The 14,984-nt window shown below is 71.0% G+C and carries 8 protein-coding genes and 1 pseudogene; 6 read left to right on the top strand and 3 right to left on the bottom strand.

Going from position 1 to position 14,984, the window contains the following annotated elements; genetic code table 11:
- The first annotated feature begins 440 nt into the window (after nucleotides 1-440).
- Both ACIHEI_RS07180 and ACIHEI_RS07175 read left to right on the top strand, forming a co-directional pair.
- Nucleotides 441-4,190, top strand: coding sequence for a hypothetical protein (locus ACIHEI_RS07180; protein WP_396605968.1), 3,750 nt, complete (start codon nucleotides 441-443; stop codon nucleotides 4,188-4,190).
- A gap of 103 nt (nucleotides 4,191-4,293) precedes the next feature.
- Nucleotides 4,294-4,824 (top strand): very short patch repair endonuclease, encoded by a 531-nt coding sequence (locus ACIHEI_RS07175; RefSeq protein ID WP_396606189.1) that lies wholly within the window; start codon nucleotides 4,294-4,296, stop codon nucleotides 4,822-4,824.
- A 394-nt stretch (nucleotides 4,825-5,218) separates the two neighbouring features.
- Here the strand turns inward: ACIHEI_RS07175 and ACIHEI_RS07170 are convergent, their stop codons facing one another.
- Entirely contained in the window at nucleotides 5,219-6,175 is a 957-nt protein-coding gene (locus ACIHEI_RS07170; RefSeq protein WP_387639562.1) for a DUF4331 family protein, read from the bottom strand.
- A 208-nt stretch (nucleotides 6,176-6,383) separates the two neighbouring features.
- Between ACIHEI_RS07170 and ACIHEI_RS07165 the strand changes: the two are divergent.
- The 4 genes and pseudogenes from ACIHEI_RS07165 to ACIHEI_RS07150 form a co-directional block, all read left to right on the top strand.
- Nucleotides 6,384-7,128 (top strand): annotated as a pseudogene (locus tag ACIHEI_RS07165) (cytochrome P450); the annotation flags it as partial.
- Nucleotides 7,129-7,347: 219 nt separating this feature from the next.
- Nucleotides 7,348-10,614, top strand: coding sequence for a BTAD domain-containing putative transcriptional regulator (locus ACIHEI_RS07160; RefSeq protein WP_396605967.1), 3,267 nt, complete (start codon nucleotides 7,348-7,350; stop codon nucleotides 10,612-10,614).
- 165 nt (nucleotides 10,615-10,779) lie between these two features.
- Nucleotides 10,780-11,421: a pyridoxamine 5'-phosphate oxidase family protein gene (locus ACIHEI_RS07155; protein WP_392948957.1), complete on the top strand. Its 642-nt coding sequence runs from the start codon at nucleotides 10,780-10,782 to the stop codon at nucleotides 11,419-11,421.
- A gap of 3 nt (nucleotides 11,422-11,424) precedes the next feature.
- Complete coding sequence (locus ACIHEI_RS07150) at nucleotides 11,425-12,675, top strand: MFS transporter (RefSeq protein ID WP_396605966.1); 1,251 nt, start codon at nucleotides 11,425-11,427, stop codon at nucleotides 12,673-12,675.
- 16 nt (nucleotides 12,676-12,691) lie between these two features.
- Here the strand turns inward: ACIHEI_RS07150 and ACIHEI_RS07145 are convergent, their stop codons facing one another.
- Both ACIHEI_RS07145 and ACIHEI_RS07140 read right to left on the bottom strand, forming a co-directional pair.
- A complete protein-coding gene (locus ACIHEI_RS07145; RefSeq protein ID WP_396605965.1) occupies nucleotides 12,692-13,318 on the bottom strand; it encodes a hypothetical protein in 627 nt (208 codons plus the stop codon).
- A gap of 29 nt (nucleotides 13,319-13,347) precedes the next feature.
- A complete protein-coding gene (locus ACIHEI_RS07140) occupies nucleotides 13,348-14,859 on the bottom strand; it encodes an LCP family protein (protein WP_396605964.1) in 1,512 nt (503 codons plus the stop codon).
- Nucleotides 14,860-14,984 lie beyond the last annotated feature (125 nt).

The following is a 14,984-nucleotide window of genomic DNA, read 5'->3' as shown; positions in this document are numbered from 1 at the left end:
GTATCGCGGCCTCGGGGCCGCCTCCGCCAGCAAGCTTCCCCTTGCACGACCGGCCAAACTCCGACACAGCCTCGAGCAGCCAGCTGTCTAGGCTTTCAGGCATGGCTTCCCCCCCAGGATCACTCGATGGTGATCTTAACATCGGCTCTCTCGCCAAGATATGACTATGGATCAGCTGGTATCGAGGGCCGCTCACAGCTCGGCGCATGGTTCAGGATCTGCCGCATGCGTGCGAGCCTCAGCGCTCGGGCAGCCGCGGTTGGCGTTGGAGCCGTGGTAAAGCCGCAGGTCAGTTGACCTGTGGCTCCCGCGTTGGGTACAACATGGTCGTCGACGCGTTCACTGGCGAAGTCCAGCTGCCGGAACGTCGGCTAGTCGACCGCGCCCTCTCTTCCCGGAAGGCCGCCTCTGGGCCACTGGTCTTCGGCAGAATCGGGCGGGTGGCGAATTACATCGAGGGCGGGGAGTTTCACGGTCCGGTGGTGCAGGCCCGGACGGTGGGTGAGCTGCACATTTACACCAGTGGTGCACGTGATGCCGGACAACTGGTTGCCGAGTCCGAACTACCCTCCACCGAGGATGAGTTTGCTCGCCGCATCGACCTAGATCGCAAGACGCTGGCAACGGCGCGCAGCATCCGCAGGGGTGCTGGCGCCGATGGGCTGGAGACTCCATGGCTGCACACTCCGCTCAGCGATGTCCTTGAGGAGTTGACCTCCCCCGGGACGGTTGCGGCTCGCATCAGGTTGGCGGCTGAAGCGCTGCGGCGCTGGGTCGATTGGGATCCGCCCGCCGAAGGATTTCGACAGCCGACGGCCAAGCGGGTCGAATTAGCCCTCGGGGTGTGGCGTAGCCAGGAGTGTGATCGCGCGGAGTGCCTTCGGAGGGTCGAGGAGCTGGCCGCCATGCTGGAAGGCGTACCGCCCGAGTCCGCGAGGGACAACGGCAGCACAATCACGCCGGTGCTGGAACGGGCGGCCTCAGCGGCGGAGGCCATGGGAGCCCTGATCCGTGAGCTGTGTGCGGCTTTCAAGGCATCAGGGCCACGTGACGATCTGCCTGCCGAGCACGTTTCCGCCGAGCGGAGGCTGTTTTCCGCACTGCAGGAACTACATGCGTGCCAGCGCCAGCTGGCTGGTATCGGCATCGATGCCTCCCTACTCGCCCGAGCGTCTGGCGCTCTGCTGATTGCCGGAGGGTGGGGCACAGGCAAGTCCTACGGCCTCGGGGCCTGGACGGAGGCCCGGGTTGCTGCCGGGGCTCCGGTGGCGTTCGTCAGTGGTCGGGAACTCGGTGGCGAGCGGTGGGAGGAGGAAATCGCCGGCGCGGCCGCGCCGGGAGGTCGGGGCGGTCCCGTCCGGAAGCTGTTGGCGGCGCTCCAAGAACATGCGCGTGCCAGTGGGAAGCACGCCACGTTGGTGATCGATGCCCTCAATGACGTTGCCGCTCTGCGAGGTCATGAACTGGACGGGTTCGCGTCCCTGGCGATATTGCTGAGGGAGTTCCCCGAGGTCTTGCTCGTGGCATCCACCCGCCTGGACCGGCACAGGTCACGGGACGAGAGCACGGTCGGGCGGTACGGTATCCACTGGGCGAGCGGTGTGGCGGATCCGGAGAAGGCCTGGGAGGTCCTGCGGGATGTCTACCAGGTGCCCGCACTCGTTCTTCCACCTGACGTCGCTGAACTGCGCCGCCCGTTGATGCTGACCGTGCTCGCCTGGTGCCTGTACCGCGAGCGTGACGCAGTGGCCGTCGATGCACCCGTGCCAGTGCCCAGCATCGGCGATCTATTCGAGTGGTGGCTGAAGATCCTCGACAAGGACTATTTCGGGTACCTTCACGGTCGACCTTCCGCCGCCGCCCATCCTTTGGTGAGCAGAGCCTGTGCACTTCTCGGCGAGCGTCTGGGGCTGCAAGACTCCCTTGACCACGGCTCGGCATGTGCGGCTCTGCGTAGCGCGCCTGAACTGGGAGAGCCCGTACAGCTGTTGGAATGGCTCTTCCAGGCGGGTGTATTGGCGTCGGATCCACAGAATCAGCGGATCGGATTCGCCGTGCAGAGGTTTGCCGAGCACGTCTGGGCCAGCAATCTGATGGGTGGACCCGAGCGCCAGCGTCACCTGGTTTCCCTGGTGAACGACCTGTCTGGTCCTGACGAAACCGCCAATCGGGCCTACCGACTGCTGTCGGCTCTGGCCGGCGTGGTGCCATACACCCATCCGGGGAAGGAGCTTCCGCATTTCCTCCCGAAGGGGTTGCCGTCGGCAGCCGCCATGGCTGTTCTGGATTCTCTCCAAGGTAGGCGTGGTGATTGGGTCACTGGTCAATCGCTCGATTTCCTGAAGCGAGGTATGTCTGACCCCGAGCTGGCACCGTGGGTCTGGTACACGGTGCTGGTGAACTCGGCCTGCCGGGAACATCAAGCTGGTGCCGGCTTCCTGCACCGTGAGCTTCGCGGGCTGAGAAAGCGCCAGTTGGCAAGCCGTTTCATCGTTCCGATGCTGCACCTCCTGGAAGATCCGGACGGAATGGCCATGATCCAGCGGTTCATTCGATGGGCGGCCTGCGGGACTGACGAGGTTCGGAAGAATGCCACCGACGTGACCAGAGTGCTGCTATGGCTCGCCTCAGTTCCCAGCCCGCCTCTGCGTGCTCAGTGCGTGCGCACAGTGGCGCAGATCTGGCGGGACGTTCCCGGAGCGGCGATCGAACAGGTGGAGATCTTCGGGAAGCACCGCGATTCGTATATTGCCGAGGCGAGTTGGTTGGCCGCCTACGGTGCGCTGTTGCTGGGATCTGAGGCAGTTCCGGTGGAGGAGTGGAACGCCGTCATGATGCGTGACCAGTTCAGGGCACACAGGGGCATCCAACAGACGATCTCCAGCTTGCGGACGTTGCTCTGGCCGTCGTCTGCCCTGTCGTGCGAGGAGCCCAGGGTCGGACTGCCATGGGCTCCTCCACTGCCGGTCTCCTGGCGGAAGTTGGAGCGGTGCGAGAGCTACTTCGGGTCGATGGTCGAGAAGACCGACAGCCATCCAAGGCGCTATCGGTGGCTGGTCCAGCGGTCTCGGATTCTCAAGCCGAGGCGGCTTGAGGTGAAGATGCGCGGCCGCACGGGTTATCGCCTTGGGGAGTGGCCCTCCTACGCCCAGCAGCAGAAGGTCATGGAGACCGCCTTGGAGGAATGGCACGGCACGACCAAGTCCGGCTTGGGCGGGCTGCGCGCCTGGTCCGAACTCTCAGTGCTGGACCGGCGGCATGGGATCGACCCGACCATCGCACCCGGGTGGCCGACATCGTCGGCCCACCTGAGTCGGCGGTCCGACTCCTGGTGGTGTGCCCTGGTGGGCGAGGGTGACATCACGGCTGTGCTGAGAGGCATGCAGCCGTCCCGGTTTGCGATGGTGCAAGACCCCGATGGGGTGGCCTGGTATGTGCTGCGCGCCGAATACAACCTTGACCGGCCCGACGACACGGAGGGAGAAGGCCAACTTCCGGTTCTCGTCACCGACCCGTACACCGTTCTGCGACTGGACGGGGACCGGTCGTCGGCGCCCACCAGACCGGGCGCCGACCAGAGGTATGTCCATGTGGAGGTGGAGTCAGTCCTTGTACGGAGCGACGTGCGGGAGAGCGCCATCGAGACTCTGTTGGGTACGGGGGAGTCACCACAGTTGAGCGAGCGCTGGCCGCCGCAGATGTACCTGGCGGAGTACTACCGGCGAGCAGGGGCCACCACAGGATCCTCATCCGGCAGTGAAGCCACGTCCCCCAGCACGGCGGAATACGAGGACACCTTCCTCGTACGACTGTCGGACGGTGTCAAGGGCAAGCCGGATAACCGGGCCGTTCCATCACGGACGCTGGCCGACCTATTGGACCTCCACTGGAACGGCCGGCACCTCGACTTTCATTTTTCCGGGGAACATCAGCCAGTCCTACATGACCCGGGCATCGACCGCCACGGACCGCCGGCCCTGCTGCTTGCGACGACTGCCATGGACACCCTTGCCGCTAAAGGCTGGAATCTGGCTTGGAGAGTCAGGGTGACAGAAGGCTGGAGCTTCGGCCGAACGACCTGGACTGGTGACTGCGGATTCAATGGCGAAGACCTCGGCGATCAGGACGACTTCGGTGAACGGAGCGGTGATTGGCGGGTCGAACGTCGCGACTACTGGCGCAAGTACTGACGGTCCTGGATGGGCGTAGGCGTTCTCACGGCTGGTCGACTGGAGTGCAAAGCTGAGACGTGGGGGGCTTCGGGCGACGAATCTGGAGTGACCAGAACTCCGGATCGCGGTTGGTCAGCGTACGGGAGACACAGCTGGCTGGGCGGGCGCACCACCGCCACGGGACGCCAACGCCCGTCGTGTGATGCTGGCGCAGAGAAGTGTGAACACCCAGCCCGAGCTCGCGCTGAGGCGTGGGCTGCACTCGTTGGGCTTCCGGTACCGGGTGAACCATCCCGTTCCGGGGAAGCGGCGGCGCCGCGCGGACGTCAGTTTCGTGCGCTGGCGGACCGCGGTGTTCGTGCAGGGGTGCTTCTGGCACGCCTGCCCGGAGCACTTGCACATGCCGAAGCACAACGCGGAGTGGTGGTGGAACAAGCTCCAGAACAATGTTCGCAGCGATGAGGACACTGACGCGCACCTCGTCCGACTGGGGTGGCTTCCCCTGCGGGTCTGGGAGCACGAGGCCGTGGGGACCGCGGTGGCCAAGGTGGTCGAGGCGCTCGCGCACCAGGGGCACCCTCGTGCACGGGGGATCCACACGCGGAGCGGTAGGTCGGTCACGGAGGACGAGCAAGTAGCGGAGGAACGCTGAGTTTGGTGCCGCGGCCGGGAAACCTCGGCTGCTTGTTGCCTCCAGCACCCGGGGGCCGCCCAGCGTGGCAGGTGAGGGGTGCAGGTCTGGCAGCGGGCCTTGGGCGACATAGGTAGCACCGAGACGCGACTGAGGGCACGGTGCGGCTTCGGCGCGGACGATGGCGGTGCGTGCCAGATCAGTGCCAGAACGGCTGGTGGGTAACGGGTATCTCGGTAAGAGATGAGGAGCCGTAGGCCCCATCTGGCGGCGTATCACCGCAGGTCAGAGCCGCTTTGCGGCCCGGAGGCCCAAAGATTCCCAAGCTTAGAGCGCGAGTTCGATTCTCGTCGCCCGCTCCAGCAGAAAGCCCCAGGCCAATGGCCTGGGGCTTTTGCGTTGTTCGGTGGTGGGGTCAGGCCGGGTGGGGGGCGCCGAGGTGGGGGAAGTGGGGGAGGAGGTCGGTGTGGGGGGTGATGTGGTCGGTGGGGACTTTGCCGCCGGTGAGCATGGTGAGGCGGGCGGAGGTGACGTCGTCGGTGAGGGTGCGGCCGTTGGGGTAGGCGGTGGGCTTGGTGCGGTCGTAGCGGAGGATGTCGGGGAGGACGGCGCGTAGGGCCTGTTCGGCGGCTTGGGGGGTGTAGTCGCCGAAGTGCTGGAGGACGGCCGACCAGGGTTCGCGGTAGGTGGTCCAGTCGTCGGCGGGTTCGCCGGCGTTGTAGGCGTCCTTGACGTCCTCGGCGTTGAAGTAGGCGGTCAGGGACGGGTGGGCGCCGCGGTCGACGGACGTGAGTCGGCCGTTCTGGTGGAGGCTGACCCGGCCCCAGACGCCGATTTCGGGGTGCGGGCCGAGTTCGGTGTTCGGGACTTCCAGTGCCATGGCGAAGACGTTCTTGTCGGCTCCCCAGTCGACGCCGGTCCATTGGAACTTGGCGACGATGCCGTCCAGGTCGGCGAAGAACGGGTCGCTGCGGAAGCCGATGTAGCACTTGTAGGGGCCGGACTCGGTCACGGTGGGTGTGGCGTCGAAGTTCACCGGGAGGTCGGTGAAGAGTTCCTGGCCGGTGGCGTCGTGGGCGCGGGCCTGGTCGCCGGTGGCGCGGCGGACGGTGGCGGTCTGATGGTTGTTGGTGGGTGGGGAGAAAGTGAAGCTGTAGGCGATGTCGGCCCGGTGGTCGCTGTCGGTGTCGATGTTGATGCGGTAGACGGCGTCCGGGTGGAAGGCGTCGCCGCCGGTGGGGGCGATCGGGTTGACGTTGAGGATCAGGACGGTGCGGTCGCCGGGGGCGGCGAAGGCGAACAGGTCCGTCATGTCGAGGCGGGCGTCGTCCAGGGGTGAGCGGAGGTTGGGGCCGCTGAGGTGATGGGACATGGCGCCAGCATCGGAAGTCGAGTGTTCAGGGGTGTTGCGGCGCGGCTTGCGGGGGCCGGGATTCATCCGGTTGGCCCCGGAGCGGGAGCGGACATGGCCTCAAGTCGCCGTCAAGGGGCGGGAGTTCTGCTTTGGCGGAGTGGCGGGTGCGCAGGTGGCATGCGCGGTCGGCCGAGGTGTGTGCCTGCGCGGGGAGGAAGCCGAGCCGATGGACGTACGACTCGACGTGGCAATACCGGGGTGCCCGGTAAAGGGCGGGCGGGTGCCGCTGTACGGGCCGGAATTCGCCGCCGATCCGCAGGGGTACTACGAGCGGTTGCGGCGGTTCGGGCCGGCGGTGCCGGTGGAGTTGGCGCCGGGGGTGGAGGCCGCGCTGGTCACCGACTACGCGACGGCCCTGCAACTGCTGCAGGACCCGGCGACGTTCCGCAAGGATCCGCACCGGTGGCGGGCGCTGTACGACGGGCGGATCCCGGCCGACAGCCCGGTGCTGCCGTTGCTCGCGCCCCGTCCGAACTGCATGTTCACGGACGGCGCCGAGCACTTGCGGCTGCGGCGGCCGGTCACCGACAGCATGGCCCGGGTCGATCCGGGTCGGCTGGCCCGGACGACCAGGCAGGTTTCCGACTTCCTGATCTCGCGGTTCGCGGAGCAGGGGGCGGCCGATCTACTGGCCGCGTACGCCAAGCAGTTGCCGCTGTTCGTGTTCAACGACCTGTTCGGCTGCACGGCCGAGATCGGCGACCGGGTGCTGTTCGGGATCTCCGGCATGTTCGAGGGGGTGAACGCCGAGCAGGCCGCCCAGGTGCTGTTCGGCGCGGTCGGCGGAATTGGTCGTGCTCAAGCGGGAGCGGCCGGGCGACGATGTGACGAGTTGGCTGATGGAGCACGGCCAGCGGCTCACGGACGACGAGATGGTCCACCAACTGGCCCTGCTGCTGGGTGCCGGGGCCGGTTCACGCCGCGGGAGCCGGTGCCGCCGGTGCCCGCCCGGCGCACGGTTGTGCAGCCGGAGACGGCGCGGAAGCCGGAGGCGCCGGCTGGAAAACCTGGGCGTTGGAGCCAGTTCCTCAGCTGGCTGACCGGCTGATCCAAGAGCGACCCCGTCCTCCCTTGCCCGGCGCGAACGGCCCGGCCACACTTGCCTCGGGTCGGACGAGGGGGGACGCGCGATGGCGGTACCGGCGGCGGTTGGCGGGGTCCCGTTCGGCCCCCGGCTGCGGGCGCTGCGCCGGCGTTCCGGGCTCAGCCAGCAGGCCGCCGCCGAGCGCGCCGGGCTGAGCACCCGGGCGTTGCGTGACCTCGAACAGGGCCGGGTCCGCCGGCCCCGGCCGCGTACGCTGCGGCAGTTGGCCGAGGCGCTGGCGATCAGCGACGAAGAACTCGCCGATGCGCAACGGGAGTTGGACGACGGGCCGCGGCTGCTGGTCCTCGGGCCGCTGGAGCTGCGGACCGGTGGCGATCCCGTCCCGGTCACCAGCCCGATGCTGCGCCGCCTGCTCGGCCTGCTGGCGCTCAAGCACCCGGAGCCCGCCACCCGGCAGGAGATCACCGACACGCTGTGGCCGGACGGGCCGCCGGACTCGCAGCAGAGCCTGGTGCACACGTACGTCAGCCAGGCCCGCCGCCTGGCAACCGGGGTGGCCCGCACCCCCACCGGCTACCGGCTGACGGCCGGCCCGCAGGACACCGATCTCGGCCGCTTCGACGCCCTGTTGGCCCGTACGGTGTGCACGCACCACGCGCCCGACCCGGCCACCGTCCACGAGACGCTGGCCTTGGCGCTGCGCTGGTGGCGCGGGCCGGTGCTGGCCGACGCCGACCCGGCGCTGCGGCGGCACCCGGCCGCCGTCGCGGCGGGCGAACGGCGGATCCGCGCCGCGCTGTTGTACGCCGACACCGCCCTGCTGCTGCACCGGCCCGCCGACGCCGTCCCCCAGCTGTGGGAGTTGGTGCATGCCGAGCCGCTGCACGAAGGACTACACGCCCGGCTGATCCTCGCGCTGGCCGGGGGCGGCGAGCAGGCCGCCGCGCTCGACGTGTTCCAGCGGTTGCGCGAGCGACTCGACGAGGAGCTGGGCATCGCCCCCGGCCCGGAGGTCGAGGACGCCCACCTGCGGGTGCTGCGTCGCCAACTTCCAGTGCCTGCAAGGGGCGTCCAGCCGGCTCAGCTGCCTGCAAGGGGCGTCCAGCCGGCTCAGCTGCCCGCCGAGAGTGGCCCGTACGTCGGCCGCCGGGCCGAGCTCCGGCTGCTCGACGCGCTGACCGCCCCGGGCCCGCAGCCGCGCCTGGCGGCGGTGGTCGGCCCGCCCGGTGTCGGCAAGACCGCGCTCGCCGTGCACTGGGCGCACACCCGCCGCGAGCACTTCCCGGACGGGCAGCTGTACATCGACCTGCGCGGCCATTCTCCGCACCCGGCGCTGCGTCCCGCCGAGGTGCTCGGCCGCTTCCTGCGCGCCCTCGGCACCCCGCCGGACCGGCTGCCCGACTGCCGGGACGAGGCCGCCGCGCTCTACCGCACCCTGCTCGCCGACCGGCGCGTGCTGATCGTGCTGGACAACGCCCGCGACGCCGAACAGGTCCGCCCGCTGCTGCCCGGCGCCCGCGGCTGCGCCGTCCTGGTCACCGGCCGCCACCGCCTGACCGGGCTGGTCGCCGCCGACGGCGCCCGCCGGCTCACCCTGGACGCGCTCGGCCCGGACGAGGCCCGCGAGCTGCTCGGCAGCGTGGTCGGCGAGTGCCGGGTCGCCGCCGAACCCGAGGCCGCCCGCCGCCTCGTCGAGCTCTGCGACGGCCTGCCGCTGGCCGTCCGTGCCGCCGGTGCCGGCCTGGTCGCCCGGGACGGCACGATCGCCGAGCACTGCGCCCGGCTGGCCGGGGGCGACCTGCTCGAGCTGCTGCACGTCGAGGGCGACCCGCGTTCGACCGTCCGGGCCGCGCTCGACCTTTCCTACCGCGAACTGCCCTCCCCGGCCCGGCGGTTGTACCGCCTGCTCGGGCTGCTCCCCGGCCCGGACACCACCGCCGACGGCGCCGCCGCCCTTGCCGGCACCGGCCCCGGCGAGGCCGCCGCCCTGCTGCGCACCCTCGCCGACGCCCACCTGCTGCGTGAGCGCGCCGGCCGGTACGGGCTCCCCGGGCTGCTGCGCGCACATGCCCACGAGTTGACGGAGCGTCAGGAGATGGGCCCCGCCCGGCAGCGGCTGTTCGACTGGTATCTGACGGACGCCGACGAGGACCTGGCCCCCGTTGTCCGGCAGGCCTGCGACGCCGGCTTCCCCGCCACCGCCCGGCGGCTCGCCGAACAGTGGCGGCCCGCGGCGGCGGCCACCGGGCACCCCGACGAAGCCTGCGACGCCGGCTTCCCCGTCACCGCCCGGCGGCTCGCCGAACAGTGGCGGCCCGCGGTGGCGGCCACCGGGCACCTCGACGAAGCCTGCGACGCCGGCTTCCCCGTCACCGCCCGGCGGCTCGCCGAACAGTGGCGGCCCGCGGCGGCGGCCACCGGGCACCCCGACGAAGCCTGCGACGCCGGCTTCCCCGCCACCGCCCGGCGGCTCGCCGAACAGTGGCGGCCCGCGGCGGCGGCCACCGGGCACCCCGACGACCTCACCGTGCTCGGGCTGATCTGCGGGAAGCTCGGCCGGCTCCAGGAGGCCGCCGAGCACTTCACCCGGGCCGCCCGGCTGCACCGCGAGCAGGGCGCCACCGCCGAGGAGGCCATCGCCCGGACCAACCTGGCCGCCGTCCGCCGCGCGCTGGGGCGTCCGGCCGACGCCGTCCGCCTGCTCGACGCGACGCTGCCCGTGCACCGCCGCACCGGCAACACGTTCAGCGAGGCGGTGGCGCTGACCTGCCTGTCCGGCGCGCGCACCGACCTCGGCGACCCCGCCGCCGGCCGGCTGCTCGCCCGCGCCGCGATCACCGCCGCCCGCACCCTGCGCCACCCCGCGCTGGAGGCGGGCGCCCACCTCGCGCTGGCCGCCGCGCACGAACGCGCCCACTGCCGAGCCGACGCGGCCGCCGGATACCGGGAGGCGCTGCGCCTCGCGGAGGCCGCCGACGACCGGCACCCGCAGGCCGTCGCGCTGATCGGCCTCGCCACCACCCGCTCCGGCACCGACCCGCAGGCCGCCCTGGAGCACGTGGAAAACGCTCTCCGGATCAGCCGCGCCGCCGGTTTCCGCATCCTCGAAGGCAACGCTCTCACCGCTCTGACCTGCGCACTCGTCCGGCTGGAGCAGCCGCAGGCGGCACTGGACAGCGGCCGCCGCGCGCTCGCCCTGCACCGTGCGACCGGCCACCTGCCCGGCGAGGTGCGGGCCCTGCTGGCCCTCGGCCGCGCGCAGTCCGCGCTCGGTGCGCCCGGCCTCGCCGTCGGGCACTGGCGGGAGGCGTTGCGGCTGTCCCGGGCGATGGGCGTGAGCAGGCTGCGCTGAGCGGCAGTTCCGCCGCTTCCGCGCGTTCTGCCGGTCGCGGCTGACGGAAGGTCATATCGGCAGGTCAGAAAGGGTCCGGGCGCCTCTGGTCCGGCTGTGGGAGCGGGTACAGGCCACCTTCGTACGGTGGGCGCACCGCCCGCGCCGACACCCGGAGGACTTCGCATGAGCCGCTACGACCTGCTGGCGTCCACCCCGGCGGTGCGCCGCGTCCAACAGGAGCTGGGCAGCGCCGCCGCGGCCGGGCGCCGCCTGCGCGAGCCCGCCGGGGAGCCCGAGCCGCTGACCGGTGCTGCCGCCGCGTTCATCACCGGTCTCGACGGCTTCCTGGTCGGCACCGTGAACGAGAACGGCTGGCCGTACCTCCAGTACCGGGGCGGCCCGCCGGGATTCGTGCACGTGCTGGACGCGCACACGCTCGGCTACCTGGACGTCCGCGGCAACCGGCAGTACCTGACCACCGGCAACCTGCGCGCCGACGACCGGGTGTCGCTGTTCTTCCTCGACCACGCCAGGCAGGCCCGGCTCAAGTTGTTCGGCCGGGCCACCGCCGTCCCGGCCGATCGGTACCCGGAGTTGGTCGCCCGCCTGGAATCCCCGCGCACCGACGGCCGGATCGAACAGGTCGTCACCGTCCGGGTCGAGGCGTTCGCCTGGAACTGCCCCAACCACATCACGCCGCGGTTCAGCGAGGCCGAACTCGACCACGCCCTCGCCCCGGTCCGCGAGCGCCTCGCCCGGCTGGAGGCGGAGAACGCCGCCCTGCGCGCCGAACTCGCCGCCGCCCGTACCGACTTGAAGGACTGAACCGTGTCCGAACGCCTTGCCGATGCCCCTGCAGCGGAACAGGCCCGGCCCGCCGAACCGGCGATCTGGTCCCGCAACTTCCGCTATTACTTCACCGCCCGCAGTGCGGGCCTGCTCAGCTGGGCGATGCTCCCGGTCGCGGTCTCGGCCGGTCTGATCGGCAGCGGCCACGGCCTGGACGCCGCCGGCTACGCGATGGCTTTTCTGGTCGGCCCGTTCGCCGGGCTGGTGCTGTTCGGCGGAGTCCTCGCCGACCGGTTCACCGCCCGCCGGATGATGATCGTTGCCGACCTGGCCAACCTCACCGCGCACATCCTGCTGGCCGTTCTCTTCCTGCACGGCATCGACCACCTGTGGCAGCTGTACGCCCTGCTGGTGGTGGCCGGTACCGCCAACGCGCTGTTCCAGCCCGGGGCTTCGTCCACCGTCCCGCTGGTGGCCCGGGACGTGCAGGGTGCCAACGGGGTGCTGCGCACCTCCGAGGCGGTCACCGGGCTGGGCGGGCCCGCGCTGGCCGGTGTGCTGGTCGGGTTCGGTTCCACGGGCTGGGTGATGGTGATCTCCGGCCTCGCCTACGCGACCAGTGCGATCTGCCTGTTCGCGCTCCGCCTCGGTGCGGTGCCCGCCCCGCCGGTCGGGGACGGGCTGTGGCGGAACCTGGTGGTCGGCTGGCGGGAGTTCCGTTCCCGCAGCTGGCTGTGGGGCGTCATCGCGATCTGGATGGTCTACGCCGTGCTGTCCTGGGGCCCGCAACTCTCGCTCGCCGCAGGGCTGATCGTCCCCCGGCACGGCGCCACCGCCTTCGGGCTGGTCAACTGCGCGCTCGGCGCCGGGACGGTGGCCGGTGGGCTGATCGCGATCCGCTGGAAGCCGGCCCGTCCGCTCGCCGCCGGCGGGGCTGCGATGTTCGCCTACCCGCTGTACCCGCTCGGCCTGGTGCTCGGTGCCCCGGTCTGGCTGCTCGCCGCCGCGCAGCTGCTGGTCGGCGCGGGGATCGGCGTCTGGGGCGTCATGTGGGCCACCAGCGTGCAGACCCAGGTTCCCGGCGAGGTCCTCAACCGCGTCCACGCGTACGAGGTGGCCGGCTCGGTCGGCATGTACCCGCTCGGCAGCGCGCTGGCCGGCCCGGCCGTGCACGCCTTCGGCACCACGCCCGTCCTGCTGGTCGGCACCGTCGTCGCGCTGCTCGTCCCGGCCGCGCTGCTGCTCACCCGCCCGATCCGCACGCTGACCCGGGTGCCGGACCGCAGCTGAAAAACGTGGGCCGATATCAGTCGTCCAGCGGTTCCGGAGCGGGGGCGGCGGGGCGCGGGGCGGCGAGCAGGAAGGGGATCAGGCCGCGGTGCAGCAGGGCGGTGCGCCAGGCGGTGCGGGCCGCGGACAGCTCCTGGGTGTGCTGCGGCTCCTCGGAGGGCGTGGCGCGCTGGCGGGAGGCGCTGAACAGCAGGCCGAGCAGGCCGATCAGGGCGCTGGCGACGGCGATGGCGACGGTGGACCAGGCGGCGGTGCGCAGCACGTCGGCGGTGAAGGCGTGCGGGCTGGACAGGCCGATCAGGGAGGCCAGCAGGAAGAACACGGCGGCGGCGCTGCCGGACACGATCGGTACCACCAGGGCCAGCGCGCCGAACCAGCCGGACATCCGCTCGCCGGGTGCGGCGGCGGGCCCGGGTGCGGCGGGTGCGGCGTTGCGGAGCCGGCAGTACGTCAGGTACTCGGGTTCGGCCGCGGCCAGGATCTCCTCGGTGCGCTGCCGGGCCAGTGTCCGCAGCCGGGTGGCCTGCGAGGTGTCGCCGGTCAGTGCGGTGCGCACGGCGGGGTCGGCGAAGGCCCGGCCGAGGGCGTACTCGAAGTCGGCGCGGTCCTGCTGGGTGGGGCCGTGGCCGGTGAGCGGGTCCATGGTGTTGTCCCCCGTGGGTCGAATGCCGGTCAGCCGTAGCTGACGTCGGAACAGAGGTCGTCGTCGGCGGAGCGGGCCTGGCTGACGCTGGTGGGCAGCGGGCCGGAGGGCAGCGGCGGGGCGGCGGTGGTGCCGTTGCCGGCCGCGTAGTCGGCGCCGAGGGTGAGGGAGATGCCGGCGTGGCTGCCGGCCTGCAGGGTGGCGCCGGGGAAGAGTTCGGCGACCTTCTGGGCCTTGGCCTTCTCGCCGGGCCCGTATTCGACGAGGGTGGTGGCGTGGCTGCGGGAGGTGGCGTTGGCCCGGCCGGTGACGGTGAAGCCGGAGCCTTCCAGTGCCTCGGCGGCCTTGCCGGTCAGTCCGCCGGTCTCGGTGCCGTTGTAGACGGTGACCTTGATGCCGGCTCCGTCGACCTTGGCCGGTGCGACGGCCTGGCTGGGCGTGGGTTCGGCGGCGGGCGCACTGGCGCCGGCCGAGGCGTCCTGGCCGTCCAGGGTGCGGTCGGCCTTGAGCGCGGCCCACAGCTGGTCGACGTCGGGGTGCACGAGGGCGACCCGGTCGCCCTGGTAGCGCCACGGCACGGTGAGGAACTTGATGTCGTGCAGGTCGATGTCCTTGAGCGACATGGCGAAGTCGACGAGCTTCTGCGCCGAGCCGAGTCCCTCGTCGACGGTGAGCGACTTGGTGACGGCGTCGGCCAGCGGCAGCAGCGCGACGGGGTTCATGCCCTGCGACTTGACCTGCTTGATCAGCGAGGACAGGAAGGCCTGTTGGCGCTTGGTGCGGCCGATGTCGGAGCCGTCGCCGAGGCCGTGCCGGATCCGGACGTAGTCGAGGGCGGCCTGGCCGGAGATCTTCTGGTGGCCCTGGGCGAAGAGCTCCTTGCCGCGGTGCCCGAGGTTCGGGTTGAGGTCGCCCTCGTACACGGCCTTGGGCAGGCAGACGTCGACGCCGCCGACGGCGGAGGTCATGTCGGCGAAGCCCTGGAAGTTGATCACCATGGTGTGGTCGATGCGCAGCCCGGTGAGCTTCTCCACGGTGTTCTGGGTGCAGGCGGGGTTGCCCTGGTCGGTGTTGCCGACCGAGAAGGCGCCGTTGAACATGGCGCTGGCCTGCGGCTTGGTCCAGTTCTTGTTGGGCAGCAGGCAGGACGGGATGGCGACCAGCGAGTCGCGCGGGATGGAGACGCCGACGGCGTGTTTGTGGTCGGCGTAGACGTGCAGCAGGATCGCGGTGTCCGAGCGGGCGCCGCCGTCGTCTCCGCCGCCGAGGTCCTTGTTGGTGCCGGCGCGCGAGTCGGAGCCGATCAGCAGCAGGTTGACCGGGACCCGGCCCTGGGAGTCGGCGCTGGCGGCGTCGGGGCGGTCCTTGCTGATGCCGGCGCTGTCGAAGGTGCTCAGGTTGCCGTTGAGCCGGTAGTAGACCAGGCCGCCCGCGGTGACGGCGAGCGCGACGACGCCGGCGGTGGACCACAGGACGATCCGGCGGACTTTGCGGCCGCGGCCGGATCCGTCGCTCCGGGCCCCCACCCTGCGTGCAGACATGACGCACCCTTCCCCGTCGTGGCCGGCGGAGCGCCGGCCCGAACTTCTACAGAGCTGTAGAGGTTCAGCGAAGCATACAAATTCGGTCGGGTGAAGTCACACCCCTCCCTCCACGGCCCCCGGCC

Source organism: Kitasatospora sp. NPDC051984 (assembly GCF_044593455.1).
In the GTDB taxonomy this organism is placed as follows: domain Bacteria; phylum Actinomycetota; class Actinomycetes; order Streptomycetales; family Streptomycetaceae; genus Kitasatospora.
This window is presented reverse-complemented; position numbering and strand designations above follow the sequence as displayed.